This window comes from Micromonospora pattaloongensis (assembly GCF_900107255.1).
Lineage (GTDB): Bacteria > Actinomycetota > Actinomycetes > Mycobacteriales > Micromonosporaceae > Micromonospora_I > Micromonospora_I pattaloongensis.
On sequence record NZ_FNPH01000001.1, the window covers coordinates 195,724 to 216,985 of the forward strand.

Genomic DNA, 21,262 nt, shown 5'->3' on the forward strand with positions numbered 1-21,262 from the left:
TCCGCTACGGCCGGTCGAGCCGGATGCGGGCCCCGCCCCGGTCGAAGAGCAGCAGCCGGTCGAGGTCCACCGCGACGGTCATCGGCTCGCCCCGACGCGGCAGCCGCGGCGACGGGACCCGGACCACCAGCTCTCCGGGGGACGGTTCGGCCGACCGCTCGGCCTCGTACACGGGGTAGAACCCGTACTCGGTGCGCGCCGTCGCCGGCGGTTCGTCCTGGCGCTGATGCGGGATCATCCGCGACAGCGTGTGCCGCACCGGGTGTCCCCGCGGCGGCTCGTCGGCGAGCACGTCGGAGAGGTGCTGGCCGGTGTCCGGCAGCTCCAGCCGCGACTCGGGCACCGACGTCGGCAGCATCCCGGTCGTCAGCCGCACCAGCGCCTCGTGGCCGAGGTTCTCGATGGCGCGGACGGCGCCGCGCAGCACGGGCCCCGCGGCGGCGTCCGCCGCGACCGGTGCGAGCGCGTCGGCCCGCAGCGCCACCGTCACCCGCTCGGTGTGTCGGGCGGCCAGCGCCGCCAGCCGCGGGTCGTCGCTGGGCAGCTCGATCACCTGCGACCCCAGGTCGAGCACGACCCGCCCGCCGTCGGCATAGACGGCGCCCTGCAGCAGGTTCGTCCGGGGCGTGCCGAGGAACGCCGCGACGAAGAGCGACGCGGGATCGTCGTACACCTGACCCGGTGGGCCGATCTGTTCGAGCCGCCCCCGCCGGAGCACGGCGACCCGGTCGGCCATCGCCAGCGCCTCGGACTGGTCGTGGGTCACGTAGAGCGTGGTGACGCGCAGCCGCCGGGCCAGTGTCGCGACGTCGGCGCGCAGCTCCGCACGGAGGCCGGCGTCCACGTTGGAGAGTGGCTCGTCGAGTAGGAAGGCGCGCGGCCGCCGGGCGATCGCGCGCGCCATCGCGACGCGCTGCCGCTGGCCGCCGGAGAGGTGCCGGGGCAGCCGGCGCAGCAGGTCGGCGATGCCGAGTTCCTCGGCGACCTCGGCGACCCGGGCCGTGATCTCGTCGGGCGTCTCGTGCTCGGCGCGCAGCGGGAAGCCGATGTTCTGCGCCACCGTGAGGTGCGGGTAGAGCGCGTAGTCCTGGAACACCATCGCGATCCGCCGGTCACGCGTGTCAAGCCCGTCCACGACCTCACCGTCCAGCAGGACGTGCCCGCTGGTCGCCTCCTCCAGCCCGGCCACCAGCCGCAGGATCGTCGACTTTCCGCACCCCGTCGGCCCGAGCAGCACCAGGAACTCCCCCGAGCGCGCCTCGAGGCTCACGTCGTCGACCGCGATGGTTCCGTCGTCGAAGACCTTCGTCAGCCGGTCGGTGGCGATGGCGACCACGGCGACCACCTCCTGCCGCCATCGTCGGCGCGCGGCGGCGGTGGCGCCAGTCGGGAGCGCCGGATGGCGGCGACGCCGCGCCGGACGGCGACGCCGCGGCGGGGCGGCGGGGCCGGCGGGGCGGGGCGGCGGGGCCGGCGGTCAGTCGACGGCACCGGCCATCCGCTCCGCCAGCGCCCGCGCCCGGAACGCCTGCACACGGCGCGCGGTACGGAGCACGTACCCGCGCAGCAGGGTCGGCATCCGCAGGGTGGCGGTGACGGTGACGACCGAGCCGGCCGGCGCGGGCGCGACGTCGAAGACGAACCGGACCCGGACCCGGGCGGAGCTGCGCACCTCCATCACGAGCTGACGACCGGGCACGGTGTCGGTCTGCGTCACGCGCAGCCGGTTGTCGTACCGCAACGGGCCGAGGAGGCGGAACCGCTCCACCGCGACGTACCGCAGCACCTCCCGGCTCTCCCGGCGTATGTCGCGGACAGCGACGATCAGCGGCGAGAGTCCGATGTGGTTGGTCGGCTCGGCGAGGTGCGCGTGGACCGATTCGGGCGGCGCGGCAACCGGGAAGCTGTCGGTGAAAGTCTCGATGCGCATGGCGCGCACGGTAGTCCGAAAAGGAGCGGCGGGCGGCGCGACCAACCCCCTTGGTCACGCCGCCCGCCGCTGTGGGGAGGGAGACGAGGTCTTTCGTTACCGCTATCCCGCCGCTGCCGCGTCCGTACCGCTATCCCGCCGCAGCCGTACCTCTATTAGGACGCTTCGGCGAGCGTCACGGTTGCCGTCCGCTCGGCACCGTTGCGGGTGTACGTCACCGGCACGCGGTCGCCCACCTTGCCGGACTGCACCGCCGAGACGAGACCGTCGGAGTCGTTGACCGGCTTGTCGCCGAAGCGCGTGATCACGTCGCCCTTCTGCAGGCCCGCCTTGTCGGCCGGGCTGTCCGGGGTGACCGAGCTGACCACCGCGCCGCCGTTGGGGCCGCGGGTGACGCTCACCCCGAGGAACGGGTGGCTGACCTTCTCGCCCTTGCGCAGCGCGTCCGCGACGGCCTTGGCCTTGTTGCTCGGGATCGCGAAGCCGACGCCGATGTTCCCCTGGCCCTGTCCGGAGGTGGCGATCGCGGTGTTGATGCCGATCACCTCGCCCTTCGTGTTGACCAGCGCGCCACCGGAGTTGCCCGGGTTGATCGGGGCGTCGGTCTGGAGCAGGCCCGACATCGAGGTACGCGCGGAGCCGGGCGAGAACGGGCTCTCCTGCTGGCCGCCGGCCTGGATGGTGCGGTTCTCCGCGCTGATGATGCCCGCGGTCACCGATCCCTGCAGCCCCAGCGGGCTGCCGAGCGCCAGGACCGTGTCGCCGACCCGCATCGCGCTGCTGTCACCGAACGTCGCCGGCACCAGGTCCGACACCCCCTGCACCCTGATCACGGCGAGGTCGGTCTTGGGATCCGTGCCGATGATCCGCGCCGACGCGGTCTTGCCGTTGGCGAAGACCACGCTGACGGTGTTGCCCGACGCGCTTTCGACCACGTGGTTGTTGGTCAGGACGTAGCCGTCGGTAGAGAGGATCACGCCGGAGCCTTCGCCGCTGCCGGTCGAGATCGAGACCACGCTGTTCTGGACCTTCGAAGCGATCTCGGCGAGCGACGAGCGGTTGATCACCGGGGCGGAGGCCGCGGAGCGGGTGTCGCTGGCCGGAGCGGTCATCTCGTCGTTGAGGGCGAGCGCCAACGCACCACCGGCGATGCCGGAGCCGACCATCAGGGCCAGGGCGGCCGCGCCGGCCGCGACGAACTTGGCCACCCGGCCGGAGCCGGAACGGGGCGCACCCGGGCTGACCTGCTGCGCCCACGGCGGCAGCTGCGATGCGTCGCCACCGGGGTACGGCGGCTGCGGCTGTCCGGGCGTGCCGTGCGGCGCGCCGGCCGGGTAGCCGCCCCAGCCGGCGGGACGGTAGGGCTGGCCGGGGTACGGCTGGCCCGGGTACGGCTGGTGGCTGGGCGGCTGGTGGCTGGGCGGCTGGTGGCTCTGCCACGGGCTGGCCGAGACGGGGGCGCCCGGCTGCGGCGCGGGTCCGACGGGCGGCTGCGGGGCGGTCGACCCGACCGGCGGCTGCGGGGCGGTGTGCGCCACCGGCGGCTGCGGGTCGGTCGACCCGACCGGCGCGTCCGGTCCGAGCGGCGCGGCGGGCGGCTGGCCCGGCGTGGCGGCCCCGGACGGCTGGCCGGGAACCGCACCGAACTGCGCGGTCGTCTCGGCGTGCGAGCCGGACTGCTCCCGCTCGACGCGGGGAAATTCGGCGGTGGGCTGCGACGGCTCGGCGTCACCGGGGTTCGCCGGCCGCGGCTGCGGGTTCGTCTCGTGCTCGGTCATGGTGTCCACCTTGCCCCGTGGCGCTAAGACGCACCTTGGATTCGGCTGGAAGTTTTCTGAGAATCAGGACTGGTCGATGTCGACGCTACCCGGCGCCAGCGGCAGCTTCACCCGGAACGTCGTACCGTGCCCCGGCTCGCTCTCGACCTCGACGGTGCCGCGGTGCGCGGCGACGATCGCGGCGACGATCGCGAGCCCGAGCCCGGTGCTGGTCGCGCCGCCGCGGCGGGTACGGGCCGCATCCGCCCGGTAGAAGCGCTGGAACACCCGCTCCGCCTGCTCCGGCGTGAGCCCCTGCCCCGTGTCGCTCACCTCGATCACCGCGATGTCGCCCGGTCCGGTGCGCAGGCGCATGGTGACGGAGGCCTCGGGCGGGGTGTGCGTGATCGCGTTGGTCATCAGGTTGCCGATCACCTGCCGCAGCCGGCCGTCGTCGGCGAGGACCACGAGCGGCCCGGCTTCCGGGGCCACCTCCAGCCGGATCGTCCGGTCCGGCGCGACCGCGCGCGCGGCGTGGACGGCGTCGCTGGCCAGCACCGGCAACTCGACCGGGGCGAGCGCGAGCGGTCGTTCCCGGTCCAGCCGCGCCAGCAGCAGCAGGTCCTCGACGAGCAGCCCCATCCGGGCCGCCTCGTCCTCGATCCGCCGCATCAACCGGGCGACGTCCTCCGGCGACCCGGCGGCTCCCTGCCGGTACAGCTCGGCGAAGCCCCGGATCGTGGTCAGCGGGGTACGCAGCTCGTGCGACGCGTCGGCCACGAACTGCCGCATCCGCTCCTCCGACCGGCGCGCCCGCGCCTCGGAGGACTGCGCGGCGATCGCCGCGTCCCGCGCCGCGGCCTCGGCGGTGCGGGACGCGCTCTCGGATGCGGCCCGGGCGGTGAACGCGGCCTCGATCTGCGCGAGCATCGCGTTGAGCGCGCGGGACAGCCGGCCCAGCTCGGTCTGTGGATACACCTGACCGGGCTCGGGATCGGGCACCCGGCGGCTCAGGTCGCCGGCCGCGATCGCCCCCGCGGTCTGTTCGATCTCGACCAGCGGTTTGAGGCTGGTCCGGACGATCGCGGCGCCGAGCGACGCCACCACGACCAGCACGATTCCGCCGACGAGCACGTCGATCCAGACCAACTGACCGACCGCCCGGTCGACGTCCCGCAGGCTCTGCCCCACGCCGATGTGTCCGCCGGGCAGTCTCGTGTAGTACATCCGCCAGCGCAGCGCGCCGTCGCGCGCCCGCTGGGTGACGAACTCTCCCTGGTGCCGATCGAACTCGCCCGGATCCGTCGGCAGGAGCGGCAGATCGGTGACGGCGACCCGGTTGTCGTCGTAGTACGGCCCCAGTTGGGTGCCCTCGTCGGAGATGAAGACGACCACGTAGTTGGAGGGGAGCCCGAATTCCGTCACACCCGGCCTCAGCCTCAACAGCTCGTCCCGCAGGGTGTTGGCCGAGGCCTTGAGGTCGGCGTCGATCTGGCCGATGAGATAGCTGCGCAACGCCAGCGCGCTGCCGGCGCTGATCACGACCAGGCCGGCCGCCATCAGCACGAGCACCGAGGCGACGAGCTTGACGCGCAGCGGAACGCTCCGCAGCCGCTCCTTGACCAGGGCGGGGCCGTTCACGCCGCGGGTTTGCGCAGGACGTATCCGACGCCGCGCAGGGTGTGGATCAGCCGCGGATCGCTCTTATCGATCTTGCGACGCAGGTACGAGATGTACGACTCGACGATGTTGTCGTCACCGCGGAAGTCGTAGTTCCAGACGTGGTCCAGGATCTGCGCCTTGGAGAGAACCCGGTTGGCGTTGAGCATCAGGTAGCGCAGCAGCTTGAACTCCGTCGGCGACAACTGCACCCGCTGGCCGCCCCGGTAGACCTCGTGGGTCTCCTCGTCGAGCTCCAGGTCCGCGAAGGTGAGCCGGGAGGTGGCCGGCTCGCCGGCGGTGGTCCGCCGCAGCACGGCGCGGATCCGGGCGGTGAGCTCCTCCAGGCTGAACGGCTTGGTGACGTAGTCGTCGCCGCCGAGCGTCAGGCCGCGGATCTTGTCATCGGTCGCGTCCCGTGCGGTCAGGAACACCACCGGGGTACGGGCGCCCCCCTCGCGCATCATCCGGAGCACCTCGAAGCCGTCGAGGTCGGGCAGCATGACGTCGAGGACGACGAGGTCCGGGCGGCGTTCCTTGGCGGCGCTGACCGCGGCGCTGCCGCTGGTCGCGGTCGTCACGTCGAAGCCGGCGAACCGCAGGCTGGCGGAGAGCAGCTCGAGGATGTTGGGATCGTCCTCGACGACGAGCAGTCGTGCTTCGGTCTGCGGTGCGGCCATACCGCCCATTTTCAACCGATCGACTGGGCTCTGACTGTGGGAAAGCTGAAGACTGGCTGAGAGGCGGGCCGTTCGTCGTCAGCGGACCAGCCGCCGGAGGCCGGCGATCGTGCTCCGCAGCGCGCTCGTGATCACCCGTACGTGGGTCTCGGTGAGGTGCGCGTGCCGGATCAGCGCGCGCAGTTCCCCGACGAACGCCGTGATCTCGCGGTCCAGCTCCTCGGCCGGGTCCGTCGGGTCCGGGCCCGGCCGCCCCGGCTCCGCGTAAAGCTCCCCGGGTCGCGTCCGCGGCGACGCCGGGCGTCCGCGCCGCGTCTCGCGGGCGGCCTCGCGCAGCTCACGCTTGAGGTCCCGCACCGAGCCACGTACCTCGTTCTGGATCTCCCCCGCGAGCGCGGCCAGATCCTCCACCGAGGCCCGGATGTCCGACTCCAGGGCGGCCAACTCCCCCGCCCGCTGCCGCAGCTCCGCCCGGCCGGCGTCGGTGATCTCGTAGACCTTCCGGCCGCCCGCGGCGGTGTGCGTCACCAGCCCCTCGGCCTCCATCCGCTGCAGCCGCGGATAGATGGTGCCGGCGCTGGGCGCGTAGAGACCCAGGAAGCGGTCCTCCAGCAACCGGATCAGCTCGTAGCCGTGCTTCGGGCCGCCCTCGAGCAGGTTGAGCAGGTACAGCCGCAGGCGGCCGTGGCTGAAAACGGCGGTCACCGCGACTCCTCGTCGAGATCGTCGGCAACCGGCCGGCCGGCGAACCCATCAAAGGTGAGCCGCTGCGGACCGTCGACCGTCCACGTGCCCATGGCGCCTCCTTGATCGAAAGCCGCGGTGAGCGTATGCGCCAGCGCGGCCGGACGGTGCGGTGCCTGCCGCAAGAAAGGTAACGCGATACATCGCGACATAACAAGTGGTCGCCGGCCGATGTGGGATCGTGTGCCGACCCCTCCGAGCGGAAAGGCGGACAGTGATCATTCCCGGACGTTTCAACGGACCGCCCGGCTCGGGCAACGGCGGCTACTCCGCCGGCCGCATCGCCGCCCAGCTCGACGGCGACGCTCCGGTCCAGGTGACGCTGCGGACGCCGCCGCCGCTCGACCGGGAGCTCGTCGTCGTCCGGGACGGGGACGGGATCGCGGTCCACGATCGCGATGGCGGGCTGGTCGCCGAGGCCGCGCACGTGGAGCCCTTCGACGCGGTCGTCCCGCCGGTGGCGTACGAGGTGGCGGCCGAGGCCTCCGCGGCGTACCCGGGCTTCACCGACCACCCCTTCCCGACCTGCTACGTCTGCGGGCCGGCGCGTGACGACGGCCTGCGGATCTTCCCCGGTGCGCTGCCGGACGGGCGCACCGCGGCGCCGTTCGTGACGCCGACCGGGGCGGGCGCCGAGACGGTCTGGGCGGCGCTGGACTGCCCGGGCGGGTGGGCGGTCATCGGGCCGGGCCGGCCCTACGTGCTGGGCCGGATGGCCGCGGTGGTCCGCGCGGTGCCGGCCGCCGGTAGCCGCTGCGTGGTGCTGGGCGCGGCCGTGGCGACGCAGGGGCGCAGGGCGCTCGTCCACTCCACGCTGTACGGACCCGACGGCGAGTTGCTCGGGCACGCCCGCGCGACCTGGGTCGCGCTGCCGCCTCCGCCTCGGGGATGACCCGGTCGTGCCCACGGAGGAGACACGCCTAGCTCTGGCTGTGGATTGACCTCGACGCGCCGAGCCGGGACGCTGACCCGCGGTGCCCGGTGGGCACCGTCACGGGAGGAGAGAGATGTCCGACGGACAGATCGTCGTCTCCGGGCTGACGAAGCATTACCGCAACGTCAGAGCGGTCGACAACCTGTCGTTCACCGTGGAGCCCGGTCGGGTGACCGGCTTCCTCGGCCCGAACGGCGCCGGCAAGACGACGACGCTTCGCATGATCCTCAACCTGGTCACTCCGACGGCGGGCGCCGCCACCATCGGGGGGCAGCGCTACGCCGACCTCGCCGAGCCGCTGCGCCACGTGGGGGCGGTGCTGGAGGCGTCGAGCGCGCACAAGGGGCGTACCGGCCTGAACCACCTGCGGGTGGTCGCCGCCGGCGCCGGGCTGCCGCGGCAGCGCGCGGACGAGGTGCTGGCGATGGTGGGGCTGACGCCGGCCGCGAAGCGGAAATTCAAGGGGTACTCGCTCGGGATGCGGCAGCGGCTCGGCATCGCGACCGCGATGCTCGGCGACCCGAAGGTGCTGATCCTGGACGAGCCGGCCAACGGGCTGGACCCGGAGGGCATCCGGTGGATGCGTGACTTCCTCAAGTCGCTCGCGGCGCAGGGCCGCACCGTGCTCGTCTCCAGCCACCTGCTCTCGGAGATGCAGCTCCTCGCCGACGATCTGGTGATCATCGCCGCCGGCCAGCTGATCACGCAGGGGCCGGTCGACGAGGTGATGGGGTCGATGTCCGGCAACACCCAGGTGCGCGTGCGCACCCCGCAGGCGGAGGCGCTCACCGGGGTGCTCGCCGCGCAGCAGGCCACCGTCACGCCGGGCGGGGACGGAGCGCTGCTGGTCACCGGGGTGGACGCCCCGACCGTCGGCCGGGCGGCGCTCACCGCCGGCGTCGAGCTGCACGAGCTCACCACCGAGCGGCCCGACCTGGAGCGGGTGTTCCTGGACCTGACCGCGGGGAAGGCGGGCATCCGATGAGGCTGGTACGCGCAGAACTGCTCAAGATTCGTACGACGAACGCCTGGTGGCTGTTCGGTCTCGGCGCGCTGGTCATGCTGGCGCTCGCGTTCCTGGTCAACGCGGTGAACGCGATCCAGCTGCTGAACAACCCGGAGGACGTCCCGGCGATGTCGCCGGAGCAGGCCGAGCAGGTCCGGGCGCAGGCGGACGTCGTCTTCCAGGCGGCCAACCTCTACACGTCGGGCCAGTTCTTCGGGCTGCTCTTCGTCATGCTGCTCGGCATCGTCGTCGTGACCAACGAGTTCTATCACCAGACCGCGACGACGACCTTCCTCGCGACGCCCCGCCGCACCGCGGTCGTGCTGGCCAAGCTGGTGACGGCGGCGCTGTTCGGGGCCGTCTTCTGGCTGGTCACCACGGCGCTCACCATCCCGTCGACGATGATCTTCTTCGCGGTGAAGGACTTCGACAACCACTTCGGCGACTGGGAGATCACCCGCGCGCTGCTGCTCAACCTGCTCGCCTATGTGCTCTGGGGCATCTTCGGCGTCGGGTTCGGCGTGCTCATCCGCAGCCAGATCGGCGCGACCATCACCGCCGTGGTGCTGTACCTGCTCGGCACGACCGCCGCGAGCATCATCTTCACGCTCCTGCGGGTATGGCTGGACGCAGAGTGGATCTCCGAGCTGCAGGTGATCGTCCCGTCGATCGCGTCGCAACTCATGATCACCGGGACCGAGCTCCCCGGCAGTCCGCCACAGTGGGTCGGCGCGGCCGTGCTGATCGGCTACGCCGTCGTCACCGGCACGATCGGGACGCTCATCGTGCGCCGCCGAGACATCGGCTGAACGCCGCGGGCGTGCGGCGCGTCACGCTCCGCACGCCCGCCGCGGCCGGCCCCGCGTGACATAGGTGGTCCGTGGTGCCGCGCGGACCGATCGGAACACAGTTACGGTTGTGAGACGCGACACGAGGCGCAGGCGACAACGCTCACCGATCGCGTACGGCGTAGCCTTGATGGGTCCTCACACTTGACGCCCGTGTGGCGGCACCAGCGTGAACCATCCCGCGTGAAAGAGGCGATTACCGGCCGTGTCGACCCAGCAGACTTCGCAGGACAACCCGCTGGCGGGTTTCGGTCCCAACGAGTGGATCGTCGAGGAGATGTATCAGCGTTACCTCGCCGATCCGTCGAGCGTCGACCCGGCGTGGCACGACTTCTTCGCCGACTACCGGCGTGAGTCGGGCCAGGGCGCGACGCCGACCGAGGCCGCCGCGTCGGCCGGCGCGGCCGGCGCCGCGCGGGCCGGCACGAGCGCGCCCGCGGCGCCGTCGTCGGCCGAGCCGCGGGCGGCCGAGCGCACCGGGAAGGCCCAGCCCGCCCCGGCTCCGGCGCCCGCCACCCCGGCCGCACCCACCCCGCCGGTGAGCAAGGCCGCCCCGGCGAAGCCCGCCGCGAAGGCCGCCCCCGCGGCGAAGGCCCCGACCGGCGCCCAGACCACCCCCCTCCGCGGCGTCGCGGCGAAGATCGTCCAGAACATGGACGCCTCGCTGTCGGTGCCGACCGCGACCAGCGTGCGCGCGGTGCCGGCGAAGCTGCTCGTCGACAACCGCATCGTGATCAACAACCACCTGGCCCGCGGCCGCGGCGGCAAGGTCAGCTTCACCCACCTGCTCGGCTACGCGATGGTCAAGGCGCTCGCCGCGCACCCGGAGATGAACAACTCGTTCGCCGAGGTGGACGGCAAGCCGACCATGGTCCGCCCGGAGCACGTCAACCTCGGCATCGCCATCGACCTGGCCAAGCCGGACGGCTCGCGCAACCTCGTGGTGCCGTCGATCAAGGCGTGCGAGGAGATGGACTTCCGGCAGTTCTGGCAGGCGTACGAGGACGTGGTCCGGCGGGCCCGCCGCGGCGAGCTGACCATGGAGGACTACGCCGGCACCACGATCTCGCTGACCAATCCCGGCGGCATCGGCACCGTGCACTCGCAGCCGCGCCTGATGGTCGGCCAGGGCACGATCATCGGTGTGGGCGCGATGGAGTACCCGGCGCCGTACCAGGGCATGTCCGAGGAGACCCTCGCGGAACTCGCGGTCAGCAAGGTCATCACGCTGACCAGCACGTACGACCACCGCATCATCCAGGGCGCGCAGTCCGGCGAGTTCCTCAAGGTGATGCACGAGCTGGTCCTCGGCGAGCACGGCTTCTACGACGAGATCTTCACCGCGCTGCGGATCCCGTACGAGCCGGTGCGCTGGATGCGGGACGTGGCCGTCACCTCCGAGGGCCAGATCAACAAGACCGCCCGGGTGCACGAGCTGATCCACGCCTACCGGGTGCGCGGCCACCTGATGGCCGACACCGACCCGCTCGAGTTCACGATCCGCAAGCACCCCGACCTCGACGTGCTCCAGCACGGGCTGACCCTGTGGGACCTCGACCGGGTCTTCCCGGTGGGCGGCTTCGCCGGGCAGCAGAAGATGAAACTGCGCCAGGTGCTGGGCGTGCTGCGCGACTCCTACTGCCGCCGCGTCGGCGTGGAGTACATGCACATCCAGGACCCGGAGGAGCGCCGCTGGATCCAGGAGCGGGTCGAGAAGAAGTACACCAAGCCGTCGGCCGATGAGCAGAAGCACATCCTCAACCGGCTGAACGCGGCGGAGGCGTTCGAGACCTTCCTGCAGACCAAGTACGTCGGCCAGAAGCGCTTCTCGCTCGAGGGCGGCGAGTCGCTGATTCCGCTGCTCGACGAGGTGCTCCAGGCGTCCGCCGAGGCCAACCTCGACGAGGTCGTCATCGGCATGGCGCACCGCGGCCGGCTGAACGTGCTCGCCAACATCGTCGGCAAGCCGTACGAGAAGATCTTCTCGGAGTTCGAGGGGCACCTCGACCCGAAGTCCACCCAGGGCTCGGGCGACGTGAAGTACCACCTCGGCCAGACCGGCAAGTTCGCCACGCCGGACGGCGAGCACGCGATCACCGTGTCGGTCACCGCCAACCCCTCGCACCTGGAGGCGGTCGACCCGGTGCTGGAGGGCATCGTCCGGGCCAAGCAGGACCGGATCGACCTCAAGCTGGAGGGCTACACGGTCCTGCCGCTGCTGGTCCACGGCGACGCCGCGTTCGCCGGCCAGGGCGTGGTCGCCGAGACGCTCAACCTCTCCCAGCTGCGCGGGTACCGCACCGGCGGTTCCGTGCACGTGGTGGTCAACAACCAGGTCGGCTTCACCACCGCGCCGGAGTACAGCCGCTCGTCGCTCTACTCCACCGACGTCGCGCGGATGATCCAGGCGCCGATCTTCCACGTCAACGGCGACGACCCCGAGGCCGTCGTCCGGGTCGCGCGGCTGGCGTTCGAATACCGCCAGACGTTCAACAAGGACGTCGTGATCGACCTGGTCTGCTACCGCCGTCGCGGGCACAACGAGGGCGACGACCCGTCGATGACCAACCCGCTGATGTACGCGATCATCGACCAGAAGCGCAGCGTGCGGAAGCTCTACACCGAGGAGCTGATCGGCCGCGGCGACATCACGGTCGAAGACGCCGAGGAGCTGCTGCGGGACTACCAGGCGAAGCTGGAGCAGGTCTTCAAGGCGACCCGCGACGCGGTGTCGACCGGCGCACGGCCGACGCGCAACCGGCAGCCCGAGCCGGAGCCGGCCGTCGAGACGGCGGTGGACCCGGCCGTGGTCCGGGCGATCGGCGAGGCCCACGTGACGCTGCCCGAGGGCTTCACCCCGCACAAGCGGATCCAGCAGCTGCTGGACCGGCGCGCGAAGATGGCGACCGAGGGCAACATCGACTGGGGCTTCGGGGAGATCCTCGCCTTCGGCACGCTGCTCGCCGACGGCGTCACCGTCCGCCTCGCCGGTCAGGACTCGCGCCGGGGCACGTTCGTGCAGCGGCACGCCTCGGTCGTCGACGCGCAGACCGGCCAGGACTATCTGCCGGCGTCGTCGGTGGCCCAGCACCCCGCGCGGTTCTTCGTGCACGACTCGCTGCTCAGCGAGTACGCCGCGATGGGCTTCGAGTACGGCTACTCGGTGGAGAACCCCGAGGCGCTGGTGCTGTGGGAGGCGCAGTTCGGTGACTTCGCCAACGGCGCGCAGTCGGTGGTGGACGAGTTCATCTCCTCGGGTGAGGTCAAGTGGGGCCAGCGGTCGGCGCTGACGCTGCTGCTGCCGCACGGCCACGAGGGCCAGGGCCCCGACCACACGTCGGGTCGGCCCGAGCGCTACCTGCAGCTCTGCGCCGAGGACAACATGCGGGTGGCCATCCCGAGCACCCCGGCGAGCTACTTCCATTTGCTGCGTCGCCAGGCGCTGTCGCCCAAGCGCAAGCCGCTGGTGGTCTTCACGCCCAAGTCGCTGCTGCGGCACAAGCTCTGCGTCTCGGACGTGCAGGAGTTCACGACCGGCACGTTCCAGCCGGTGCTGCGGGACACCTCCGGGCCGCGACCGGAGTCGGTGAAGCGGGTGCTGCTCTGCACCGGCAAGGTCTACTACGACCTGGTGCAGGCGCGGGCCGAGCGGGAGATCACCGACACCGCCATCGTGCGGATGGAGCAGCTCTACCCGCTGCCCGTCGAGGAGCTGCGCGCGGCGCTGGCCGAGTACCCGAACGCGGAGGACTTCGCCTGGGTGCAGGAGGAGCCGGCCAACCAGGGTGCGTGGTCGTTCGTCGCGCTCAACCTGCTGGAGCACCTGGAGGGCGTGCGGCTGCGCCGCATCTCGCGCCCCGCGGCGGCCGCCCCGGCGGTCGGGTCGACGAAGCTGCACGACGCCGAGCAGGCCGCGCTGATCGAGGCGGCCCTGCCCCGGCCCTGACCCATCCCCAGCCCTCGGGGTCCGCGGCGCGGACCCCGAGGGTCCGGCCCGCGGGTCCGGCCCGTGCGTCGCCGACCCTCGGGCCCCGCGCCCCGTCGAGCACGGATTTCTGCACGCGGTTCGGTGTGCCGGGCCGGTTGTTCGGCGGGTAAGTCTTGATCGGCGCGCACACTGGAGCGATCTGATGTACTTCACCGACCGCGGGATCGAGGAGCTGGTCGAGCGGCGGGGCGAGGAGACGGTCTCCGTCGAATGGCTCGCGGAGCGGCTCCGCGACTTCCTCGACCTCAACCCCGAGTTCGAGACGCCGATCGAGCGCTTCGCCACCTGGTTGGCGCGGCTCGACGACGAGGACGAGTAACCGGATTCGTCCCGACGATCTTGGACTTATGGCGCCGCAGTTCGGACAATTCTTCGCCATAGGCCCAAGATCGTTGGGATCATGGAGGCGGTCAGGCCAGCGCGAGCCAGCCGGCCAGCGCGATCACGGCGACCGCGACGACCGCGGCGCCGATGATCAACGGCAGTCGGGGCGGCGCTTGGGTGGCCGCCGGCTCCGCCGCCTGGAACGCACGGAACGCCTCGGTGCTGCCGCTCGGGTCCACATACTCGTCAGACATGCCGGAGACCCTAGCGAACGACGGCTCCCCGGCACCGCCCCGCGCACGCGACACCGCTCAATCAGGGGCATTTCCGGTAAATCATCCATTTCGCTGCACGTCGCCTCCTTTGTCGCGGCGCGGCGGTCCGAGCGGCGATAACACGAACCGGCCGGGCGTCATACCCGGACCGGAAGGCGGGTCTACGACGGACGCAATCCGTCTACTGTCGATCGTGTGCAGGTGAATCGGCTGGTCACGGCGTTCCTCGCGCTGCTCATGCCGGTCGCGCTCGCCGCCTGCGGGCAGGCGATCGCCGCACCGACGCCCGGACCCGCGGCCGCGCCGCACCAGCCGTACCCGGTCGGCGTCCGGACGCTCACCTTCGGTCGCGGCATCGCGCGCCCACTCCCCACGATCGCCTGGTACCCGGCCGCGTCCGGCGCCGTCGGCGCCGCGCCGCGCCGAGACGCGGCACTGGCCGACGGCCGCTTCCCGATCGTGCTCTACAGCCACGGCCTGCACAGCATGCCCGCCCACCACGCCGCGATCACCACGCGGTGGGCGGCCGCCGGGTTCGTCGTGGTCGCCCCGGCCTACCCGTACACGAATCTCCGGACCGCCCGCTTCGACCGCGCCGACGTACGCAACCAGCCCGCCGACGGCTGGCACGTGCTGACACAGGTCAGCCGCCTCGACCGCGTCGCCGGTGACCCGTTCGCGGGACACCTCGACACCACCCGCCTCGGCGCGGCCGGTCACTCCGCGGGCGGCTTCACCACCGCCGGCCTGTTCACCCCCGGGCACGACGCCCGGCTCCGCGGCGGCATCGTGATCGCCGGCGGCATGCGGGACACGTTCGGCGGACCGCCGGCCGCCATGCTGTTCGTGCACGGCGGCGCGGACCCCACCGTGCTCCCGTCGACCGGGCGGTCGGCGTACGACCGGGTGCCGTGGCCGAAGGCGTTCCTCACGGTGACCGGGCAGCGTCACGGCGAGTACATGGGTCCGGGGCACCCCGGGTTCGACCAGTTCATGGGGACCGCGACGGACTTCCTGCGCTGGGCGCTCTACGGCGACCCGCAGGCGCGGCGGCGCATCCCGGCCGATGCGCGCCGCGGCGGCGTCACGCAATGGACGGGTCGGATCTGACCGCCGCTGGAGGGGCTTCCGCCGCCGCTCGCGCAGCGCCGCGTCCCCGCCGGTTCGCGCGGCACAATCGACTGATGTGTCGCGCGCCGCTCGCCGCCGTCCTCGCCGCCGTGCTCGCCGGTGGCGTACTCACGGGCTGCTCCGCGCGCGACGCCGGGCAGGCCGGCCCCACGGCCACGCCGGCACCGACGACGCGGCCGTCGTCGGCGCGTACCCCGCCTCCCGCGGACCGGACGGCGCCGGCGACCGCGCTCGCCGTCGGCACCCGGCGGCTCGCCCTCACCCGGGGCGCGGACCGCCCGCTGCCGGTCACGATCTGGTACCCGGCGCGCGGCGCCGCGGGTGACGAGCCCCGCGCGGGCGCCCCGGTCGCCGCCGGCCGCTTCCCCGTGGCGCTCTTCAGCCACGGCCTGCACGGCCGGCCCGAGGACTACGCGCCGCTGCTGGCGCGGTGGGCGGCCGCCGGGTTCGTTGTCGCCGCGCCCGCCTACCCGCACACCGCGCGCGACGTCGCGCGCTTCGAGGTTTTCGACGTGGTCAACCAGCCCGCCGACGCCGCCCACGTGCTCACCGCCGTGCTCGGCCTCGACAAGGCCGCCCGCGACCCGCTCCGCGGCCACCTCGACACCGAGCGGGTCGCCGCCGCCGGGCACTCCGCCGGCGGGATCACCACGGTCGGGCTCTTCACCGCCGCACGCGATCCGCGGCTGGACGCCGGGATCGTGCTCGCCGGCAGCGCCCTCGGCGTCGGGACGGCCTTCAGCGGCGCCGCCGCCCCGCAGCTGTTCGTGCACGGCGAGCGCGACGACGTCGTCTCCCACGCCGCCGGCAGGGCCGCGTACGACGCCGTGCCGTGGCCGAAGGCGATGCTGAGCCTGCCCGGCGCCGACCACGGCGGCTCCCTGCTGCGCTCCGACAACCCGCTGTTCACGGTCGTCGCCGATACCACCGTGGAGTTCCTGCGCTGGACGCTCTACGGGGACCGGGCCGCGAAGCGGCGACTACCGGCCGCCGCGACGCGGGGCGGGCTGGGCGTCCTGGAGAACCGGCTCTGACTAGCGGGTGTGGTCGAGCACGACCTTGCCGAAGACGTCACCGGAGTGCAGCCGGGCGAACGCCGCGGTGACCTCGGAGAAGCCGTAGACGTCGTCCACCACCGGCCGGATGTCCCGCTCGGCGCAGAGCCGCAGCAGCGCGGCGAGCTCGTCCGGCGTCCCCATCGAGGTCCCGACGATCTCCAGCTGCATGGCGAAGACCCGGCGCAGGTTGACCTTCGGCTCGTGCCCGGCGGTGGCGCCGGAGACGACGATCCGCGCGCCGGGCGCCGCCGACTTCAACGAGTGGTCGAAGGTGGCCGCCCCGACCGTCTCGATGACCACGTCCACGCGCTCCGGCAGCCGCGCGCCGGGCTCCAGCGCGGTCGCGCCGAGCTGCGCGATGCGCTCCCGCTTGGCCGCGTCCCGGCTGGTGGCGTACACCCGCTTGCCGAGCGCGACGGCGAGCACGACGGCCGCGGTCGCGACCCCGCCGCCGGCGCCCTGGACCAGCACCGCGTCGGCGGAATCGACGCGGCCCTTCGTGGTGAGCATCCGGTACGCGGTCAGCCAGGCGGTGGGCAGGCAGGCGGCGTCGGTGAAGGACAGACCGGCGGGCTTGGGCAGCAGGTTGCCCCGCGGCACGGCCACCCGTTCGGCGAACGTCCCCTGGTAGTGCTCGGAGAGGATGGACGCGCCGCGCGGGTCGCCGGGATCGGCCACCAGCGGATAGACGACCACGTCGTTGCCGGCCGGGTCGACGCCGGCGGCGTCGCAGCCCAGGATCATGGGGAGCCGCTCCGCGGAGAGCCCGACGCCGCGCAGCGACCACAGGTCATGGTGGTTGAGGGAGCTGGCCCGGACCTCGACGGTGACCCAGTCGTCGGGCTGCTCCGGCTCCGGTCGGTCGCCGACGGTGAGCGCGGCGAGCGGATCGTCATCGTTGAATGCGGAAGCGAAAGCGGCACGCATGATCCGCACGCTAGCAGCCGCGCGCGCCTCGGGCCCGGTGCAAAAAGTCACGCCGCCGGGGATGCACCCACTAGGCGCGGGCGACGCCGTCGCGGCGGGCGGCCTCGGCGACCGCCGCCGACACCGCGGGCGCCACCCGCGGGTCGAGCGGCGACGGCACGATGGCGTCGGCGGACAGCGCGTCGGCGACGACGCCGGCGATCGCGTCAGCGGCCGCCACCTTCATCCCGTCGGTAATCCGGGTCGCCCGCGCGTCGAGCGCGCCCCGGAACACCCCGGGGAAGGCGAGCACGTTGTTGATCTGGTTGGGGAAGTCGCTGCGTCCGGTCGCGACCACGGCGACGTGCCGGGCGGCCACGTCCGGGTGCACCTCCGGCGTCGGGTTGGCCAGCGCGAAGACGATGCCGCGCGGCGCCATCCCGGCGACCGCCGCCTCGGGGATCTGCCCGCCGGAGACCCCGACGAGCACGTCGGCGCCGGCCAGCGCCTCGGCGATCCCGCCCGTCCGGCCGGCCGCGTTGGTGACCACCGCCAGCTCCGCCTTGGCCGAGGTCAGGTCGGCGCGATCCCGGTGCAGGATGCCGCGCGAGTCGCAGACCAGGGTCTCGGCCGGGTTGACGCCGCCCGCGATCAGCATCTTGGTGACCGCGATGCCGGCCGCGCCGGCCCCGCTCACCACGACCCGGAGGTCGCCGAGCTTGCGGTCGAGCAGGGTCGCGGCGTTTCGCAGCGCGGCGAGCACCACGATCGCGGTGCCGTGCTGGTCGTCGTGGAAGACCGGGATCGGCAGCGCCTCGTCGAGCCGGCGCTCGATCTCGAAGCAGCGCGGGGCGCTGATGTCCTCCAGGTTGATCCCGCCGAACGACGGGGCCAGCGCGGTCACCACGGAGACGATCTCGTCGACGTCCTGGGTGTCCAGGCAGATCGGGACCGCGTCGACGCCGCCGAACTGCTTGAAGAGCACGGCCTTGCCCTCCATGACCGGCATCGCGCCGCGCGGCCCGATGTTGCCCAGCCCGAGCACGGCCGAGCCGTCGGTCACGACGGCGACGGTGTGCGACACCCAGGTGTAGTCGTCCACCAACGCCGGATCCGCGGCGATCGCCTCACAGACCCTGGCGACCCCGGGGGTGTACGCGAGCGAGAGATCCTCCCGGCTGGTCAGCGGGACGGTCGAGGCGACCGCCATCTTGCCGCCGCGGTGCAGCTGGAAGACCGGATCGGACGGATCCACGGTAGACGGTGACATGGTGACTCCAGGGACATCGAGCGGTCATGGCCCGCCGGTGGGTCGCATGGTGAGCAACGGTCGGCGGTGCGGCGCGGGGGTCACCCGGGTTAGGAGGCCGAGCATAGTGTCAGCGCGGAACGGGACCCATCTGCAGGGTCATACCGGACGGTAACCGATGCGTCGCGGACGGGGCCAGTAACGCGCCAGAACCCGTCCCCGCACATCCGCGACGCCGTACGCGCGGGAGTCGTCGGTGACCAGGTCATTGTCTCCGCGTACCCACCAGCCACCGTCCTGCGCGCGGACCGCGCGCTTGACGACCAGCAGATCGGGGCGGGACCGGAACGTGGCGACCACCACATCGCCCGGCCGGACCGGCCGGCCGCCGCGCCGCACCAGCAGCGCGTCACCGTGCCGGAGGGTGGGCGCCATGGACGGACCGCGCACCAGTACGGCAAAGACGGGACGCGGCACTTTCCCACCTCCCCCGGCCAGACACACCAATGCGCGATAAGGTCACCAGGGAGGATCATTCCACCCTTGAACGCCGGCGGCGTCCGCCGGCAAGGATCGCAACCCATGGAGGGTCCTGATGCGACTTCCCCGCATGCTTACTCCCCGCACCGTCGTCAGCGCCCACTGCGACCTGCCCTGTGGGGTCTACGACCCGGCGCAGGCGCGGATCGAAGCCGAGTCGATCAAGGCGATCTCCGAGAAGTACCAGGCGAACAGCGACCCCGAGTTCCGCACCCGCGCCATCCTGATCAAGGAGCAGCGCGCGGAGCTGGTGAAGCATCACCTCTGGGTGCTCTGGACCGACTACTTCAAGCCGGCGCACTTCGAGAAGTACCCGCAGCTGCACCAGCTCTTCAACGAGGCGACCAAGCTCGCCGGCGCCAGCGGCGCCAAGGGCTCCGTCGACCCGGCCAAGGCCGACGAGCTGCTGCAGAAGATCGACGAGATCGCGAAGATCTTCTGGGAGACCAAGCAGGCGTGAGCCTTCCGCACAGCGCACCGACGATCCGGCCGGCACGTCCCGAGGACGTGCCGGCCATCGTCGCGATGGTGCACGAGCTTGCCGAGTACGAACGGGCACCGGAGCAGTGCCACCTCACCGCGGAGCAGCTGCAGACCGCGCTCTTCGGCCCGCAGCCGGCGCTGTTCGGACACGTCGGGGTGGACGCCGACGGAGAGCCGGTGGGCTTCGCCCTGTGGTTCCTGAACTTCTCGACGTGGGAGGGCGTCCACGGGATCTATCTCGAGGACCTCTACGTGCGTCCGGAGGCGCGCGGCACGGGGCTGGGGCTGCGACTGCTCGCCACCCTGGCGGAGATCTGCGTGGAGCGGGGCTATCCCCGTCTGGAATGGTGGGTTTTGAACTGGAATCCCGCCCGCGAGTTCTACCACGCGATCGGCGCGGCGGCGATGGACGAGTGGGTGCCGTACCGGCTGACCGGGCCGGCGTTGCGGGATCTCGCGCTGCGCGGCTCCGTCCAGCCGGCCGCGGAGCGGTAGAGTCGCGGATCGGGGGGATGGCACCATGAGTCAGCTCAGTACGCAGTCGACGGCCGAGGACGACATCGTTCTCCTCACCGTGCCCGCGGACGGCGGCTACCTCGGCGTGCTGCGCACCGCCACCGCGGGCCTCGCCGCCCGCCTGCACTTCGCCCTCGACGAGATCGAGGATCTACGGATCGCCGTCGACGAGGCGTGCGCGATGCTGCTGGCCATCACGCGACGCGACGCGGAGCTCGAGTGCCGCTTCTCGGTGACGGACACCGATCTCACCGTCGAGGTCACGGCGCCGACCGTGTCCGGCGCCCGCCTGCCGGCCGAGTCCTCGTTCGCCTGGAAGGTGCTGACCGCGCTGACCACCGCCGCCTCCGCGACGGCGACCGGTGACCGCGCCACCATCCGGCTGCTGACGCGCCGCGCCACGACGGACTGAACCGGACGTCGGGCCGGGCGCCCCGCGCGGCCCCCGCGCGCGGGTGGAACACCACCCCGCGGATGCGGTCACCGCCCGGCCGGGGCCTCCTCGAGCAACGCCTGCGTCTCGTCGATGAACGCGACGTGCGCCCGCGCCGCCCGCGCCGCCCCGGCGCTGTCCCGGACGTTCACGCAGCGCAGGATCTCCCGGTGTTCGGCGTCGACCCGCTGCCAGAACGACAGCGGCGCCACCGCGCCGATCTCCCACTCGTTCGACAGCTGGTAGAGCGGACGGGTGAGCAGCTCGTAGAGCGGATTACCCGTGGCGGCCGACAGCGCCCGGTGGAACGCCCGCTGCGCCTCCAGCATCGTCTCCACGGGATCGGTCGCGGGGTCGAAGAGGGCGGCCGACAGGGCGGCGAGGTCCCGGTCGGTACGGCGTGCCGCGGCCAACGCGACGGCGGGCCCCTCGATCATCGCGCGCACCTCGACGATCTCCGCCATGGTCACGGTCGCGGTGGAGAGCAACAGACCCATCCCCGTCGTCAGGGAGTCCGAGAGCTTCTCCGTGCTCGGCTGCGCCACGAAGCTGCCGCCGGTCACGCCCCGGGTCGTGACGATGAGGTGCTGGCTGGCCAGCAACCGCAGCGCCTCCCGTACGGTGCTGCGGCTGAGCCCGGACCGCGCGCAGAGCTGGGGCTCGGTCGGCAGGCGCTCGCCGGGACGGAGCTGACCCGAGGTGATCTGAGCACGGATCTCGTCAGCGAGAACCTGATAGGCCGGGGGGCGCAGCGCCTGCTGGACAGTCACGCGCGTCAGCCTAGGCTCCGGCGTGGCGCGG

The 21,262-nt window shown here is 72.5% G+C and carries 21 protein-coding genes; 10 read left to right on the top strand and 11 right to left on the bottom strand.

Annotation, left to right across the window (positions count from 1 at the left end; all coding sequences use genetic code 11):
* Positions 1-4: 4 nt before the first annotated feature.
* The 6 genes from BLW47_RS00990 to BLW47_RS01015 form a co-directional block, all read right to left on the bottom strand.
* Positions 5-1,336 carry an ABC transporter ATP-binding protein gene (locus BLW47_RS00990; protein ID WP_139307129.1) on the bottom strand — a complete coding sequence of 444 codons (1,332 nt, stop codon included), beginning with the start codon at positions 1,334-1,336 and terminating at the stop codon, positions 5-7.
* 141 nt (positions 1,337-1,477) lie between these two features.
* Entirely contained in the window at positions 1,478-1,930 is a 453-nt protein-coding gene (locus tag BLW47_RS00995; RefSeq protein WP_091552303.1) for an SRPBCC family protein, read from the bottom strand.
* Between the two features lie 155 nt (positions 1,931-2,085).
* Positions 2,086-3,708 carry a trypsin-like peptidase domain-containing protein gene (locus tag BLW47_RS01000; protein WP_091552306.1) on the bottom strand — a complete coding sequence of 541 codons (1,623 nt, stop codon included), beginning with the start codon at positions 3,706-3,708 and terminating at the stop codon, positions 2,086-2,088.
* 63 nt (positions 3,709-3,771) lie between these two features.
* Positions 3,772-5,328, bottom strand: a complete 1,557-nt coding sequence (locus tag BLW47_RS01005) for a sensor histidine kinase (RefSeq protein WP_245736252.1) — start codon at positions 5,326-5,328, stop codon at positions 3,772-3,774.
* Positions 5,325-6,026 carry a response regulator transcription factor gene (locus BLW47_RS01010; protein WP_091550214.1) on the bottom strand — a complete coding sequence of 234 codons (702 nt, stop codon included), beginning with the start codon at positions 6,024-6,026 and terminating at the stop codon, positions 5,325-5,327. Before BLW47_RS01010 ends, BLW47_RS01005 begins: the two co-directional genes overlap by 4 nt.
* Before the next feature lie 78 nt (positions 6,027-6,104).
* Entirely contained in the window at positions 6,105-6,731 is a 627-nt protein-coding gene (locus BLW47_RS01015) for a PadR family transcriptional regulator (protein WP_091550216.1), read from the bottom strand.
* Positions 6,732-6,984: 253 nt separating this feature from the next.
* On the opposite strand from BLW47_RS01015, the gene BLW47_RS01020 reads away from it, so the two are divergent.
* From BLW47_RS01020 to BLW47_RS24985, 5 genes are all read left to right on the top strand, one after another.
* A complete protein-coding gene (locus BLW47_RS01020) occupies positions 6,985-7,662 on the top strand; it encodes a hypothetical protein (RefSeq protein ID WP_091550218.1) in 678 nt (225 codons plus the stop codon).
* A 115-nt stretch (positions 7,663-7,777) separates the two neighbouring features.
* A complete protein-coding gene (locus BLW47_RS01025; protein ID WP_091550221.1) occupies positions 7,778-8,689 on the top strand; it encodes an ABC transporter ATP-binding protein in 912 nt (303 codons plus the stop codon).
* Positions 8,686-9,519 (top strand): ABC transporter permease, encoded by an 834-nt coding sequence (locus BLW47_RS01030; RefSeq protein WP_091550224.1) that lies wholly within the window; start codon positions 8,686-8,688, stop codon positions 9,517-9,519. Before BLW47_RS01025 ends, BLW47_RS01030 begins: the two co-directional genes overlap by 4 nt.
* Positions 9,520-9,763: 244 nt before the next feature.
* The gene (locus BLW47_RS01035; RefSeq protein ID WP_091550227.1) at positions 9,764-13,504 is read left to right on the top strand and encodes a multifunctional oxoglutarate decarboxylase/oxoglutarate dehydrogenase thiamine pyrophosphate-binding subunit/dihydrolipoyllysine-residue succinyltransferase subunit; all 3,741 of its coding nucleotides are present in this window, start codon (positions 9,764-9,766) and stop codon (positions 13,502-13,504) included.
* 184 nt (positions 13,505-13,688) lie between these two features.
* Positions 13,689-13,865, top strand: coding sequence for a DUF6104 family protein (locus BLW47_RS24985; protein WP_091550229.1), 177 nt, complete (start codon positions 13,689-13,691; stop codon positions 13,863-13,865).
* Positions 13,866-13,956: 91 nt separating this feature from the next.
* On the opposite strand, the gene BLW47_RS24990 is transcribed toward BLW47_RS24985, so the two are convergent.
* Positions 13,957-14,124, bottom strand: a complete 168-nt coding sequence (locus tag BLW47_RS24990) for a hypothetical protein (protein WP_175543458.1) — start codon at positions 14,122-14,124, stop codon at positions 13,957-13,959.
* A 216-nt stretch (positions 14,125-14,340) separates the two neighbouring features.
* Between BLW47_RS24990 and BLW47_RS01045 the strand changes: the two genes are divergently transcribed.
* Positions 14,341-15,255 (top strand): alpha/beta hydrolase family protein, encoded by a 915-nt coding sequence (locus BLW47_RS01045; RefSeq protein ID WP_245736254.1) that lies wholly within the window; start codon positions 14,341-14,343, stop codon positions 15,253-15,255.
* A 74-nt stretch (positions 15,256-15,329) separates the two neighbouring features.
* Positions 15,330-16,310 (top strand): alpha/beta hydrolase family protein, encoded by a 981-nt coding sequence (locus BLW47_RS01050; RefSeq protein WP_091550231.1) that lies wholly within the window; start codon positions 15,330-15,332, stop codon positions 16,308-16,310.
* On the opposite strand, the gene BLW47_RS01055 is transcribed toward BLW47_RS01050, so the two are convergent.
* The 3 genes from BLW47_RS01055 to BLW47_RS01065 all read right to left on the bottom strand — a co-directional run bounded on the left by BLW47_RS01055 (position 16,311) and on the right by BLW47_RS01065 (position 18,966).
* A complete protein-coding gene (locus tag BLW47_RS01055) occupies positions 16,311-17,270 on the bottom strand; it encodes a zinc-binding dehydrogenase (protein WP_175543459.1) in 960 nt (319 codons plus the stop codon).
* Between the two features lie 61 nt (positions 17,271-17,331).
* On the bottom strand, positions 17,332-18,510 hold the full coding sequence (locus BLW47_RS01060) for an NAD(P)-dependent malic enzyme (RefSeq protein WP_091550235.1): 1,179 nt from the start codon (positions 18,508-18,510) through the stop codon (positions 17,332-17,334).
* Positions 18,511-18,648: 138 nt separating this feature from the next.
* Positions 18,649-18,966 carry a S26 family signal peptidase gene (locus BLW47_RS01065; protein ID WP_281247220.1) on the bottom strand — a complete coding sequence of 106 codons (318 nt, stop codon included), beginning with the start codon at positions 18,964-18,966 and terminating at the stop codon, positions 18,649-18,651.
* Positions 18,967-19,084: 118 nt separating this feature from the next.
* Between BLW47_RS01065 and sodN the strand changes: the two genes are divergently transcribed.
* From sodN to BLW47_RS01080, 3 genes are all read left to right on the top strand, one after another.
* Positions 19,085-19,489 (top strand): superoxide dismutase, Ni, encoded by a 405-nt coding sequence (gene sodN / locus BLW47_RS01070; RefSeq protein WP_091550239.1) that lies wholly within the window; start codon positions 19,085-19,087, stop codon positions 19,487-19,489.
* 65 nt (positions 19,490-19,554) lie between these two features.
* Positions 19,555-20,007, top strand: coding sequence for a GNAT family N-acetyltransferase (locus BLW47_RS01075; protein WP_091552316.1), 453 nt, complete (start codon positions 19,555-19,557; stop codon positions 20,005-20,007).
* A gap of 25 nt (positions 20,008-20,032) precedes the next feature.
* A complete protein-coding gene (locus BLW47_RS01080; RefSeq protein ID WP_091550242.1) occupies positions 20,033-20,440 on the top strand; it encodes an ATP-binding protein in 408 nt (135 codons plus the stop codon).
* Positions 20,441-20,508: 68 nt separating this feature from the next.
* Here the strand turns inward: BLW47_RS01080 and BLW47_RS01085 are convergent, their stop codons facing one another.
* Positions 20,509-21,231, bottom strand: a complete 723-nt coding sequence (locus BLW47_RS01085) for a FadR/GntR family transcriptional regulator (protein ID WP_245736256.1) — start codon at positions 21,229-21,231, stop codon at positions 20,509-20,511.
* Positions 21,232-21,262: the final 31 nt, after the last annotated feature.

Bases quoted from the DNA above. Each gene is read 5' to 3' on its own strand.
- BLW47_RS00995 (WP_091552303.1), bottom strand. From the start codon at position 1,930: ATGCGCATCGAGACTTTCACCGACAGCTTCCCGGTTGCCGCGCCGCCC.
- BLW47_RS01025 (WP_091550221.1), top strand. From the start codon at position 7,778: ATGTCCGACGGACAGATCGTCGTCTCCGGGCTGACGAAGCATTACCGC.
- BLW47_RS01060 (WP_091550235.1), bottom strand. From the start codon at position 18,510: ATGTCACCGTCTACCGTGGATCCGTCCGATCCGGTCTTCCAGCTGCAC.
- BLW47_RS24990 (WP_175543458.1), bottom strand. From the start codon at position 14,124: ATGTCTGACGAGTATGTGGACCCGAGCGGCAGCACCGAGGCGTTCCGT.
- BLW47_RS01075 (WP_091552316.1), top strand. From the start codon at position 19,555: ATGGTGCACGAGCTTGCCGAGTACGAACGGGCACCGGAGCAGTGCCAC.
- BLW47_RS24985 (WP_091550229.1), top strand. From the start codon at position 13,689: ATGTACTTCACCGACCGCGGGATCGAGGAGCTGGTCGAGCGGCGGGGC.
- BLW47_RS01050 (WP_091550231.1), top strand. From the start codon at position 15,330: ATGTGTCGCGCGCCGCTCGCCGCCGTCCTCGCCGCCGTGCTCGCCGGT.
- sodN (WP_091550239.1), top strand. From the start codon at position 19,085: ATGCGACTTCCCCGCATGCTTACTCCCCGCACCGTCGTCAGCGCCCAC.
- BLW47_RS01080 (WP_091550242.1), top strand. From the start codon at position 20,033: ATGAGTCAGCTCAGTACGCAGTCGACGGCCGAGGACGACATCGTTCTC.
- BLW47_RS01030 (WP_091550224.1), top strand. From the start codon at position 8,686: ATGAGGCTGGTACGCGCAGAACTGCTCAAGATTCGTACGACGAACGCC.
- BLW47_RS01000 (WP_091552306.1), bottom strand. From the start codon at position 3,708: ATGACCGAGCACGAGACGAACCCGCAGCCGCGGCCGGCGAACCCCGGT.
- BLW47_RS01010 (WP_091550214.1), bottom strand. From the start codon at position 6,026: ATGGCCGCACCGCAGACCGAAGCACGACTGCTCGTCGTCGAGGACGAT.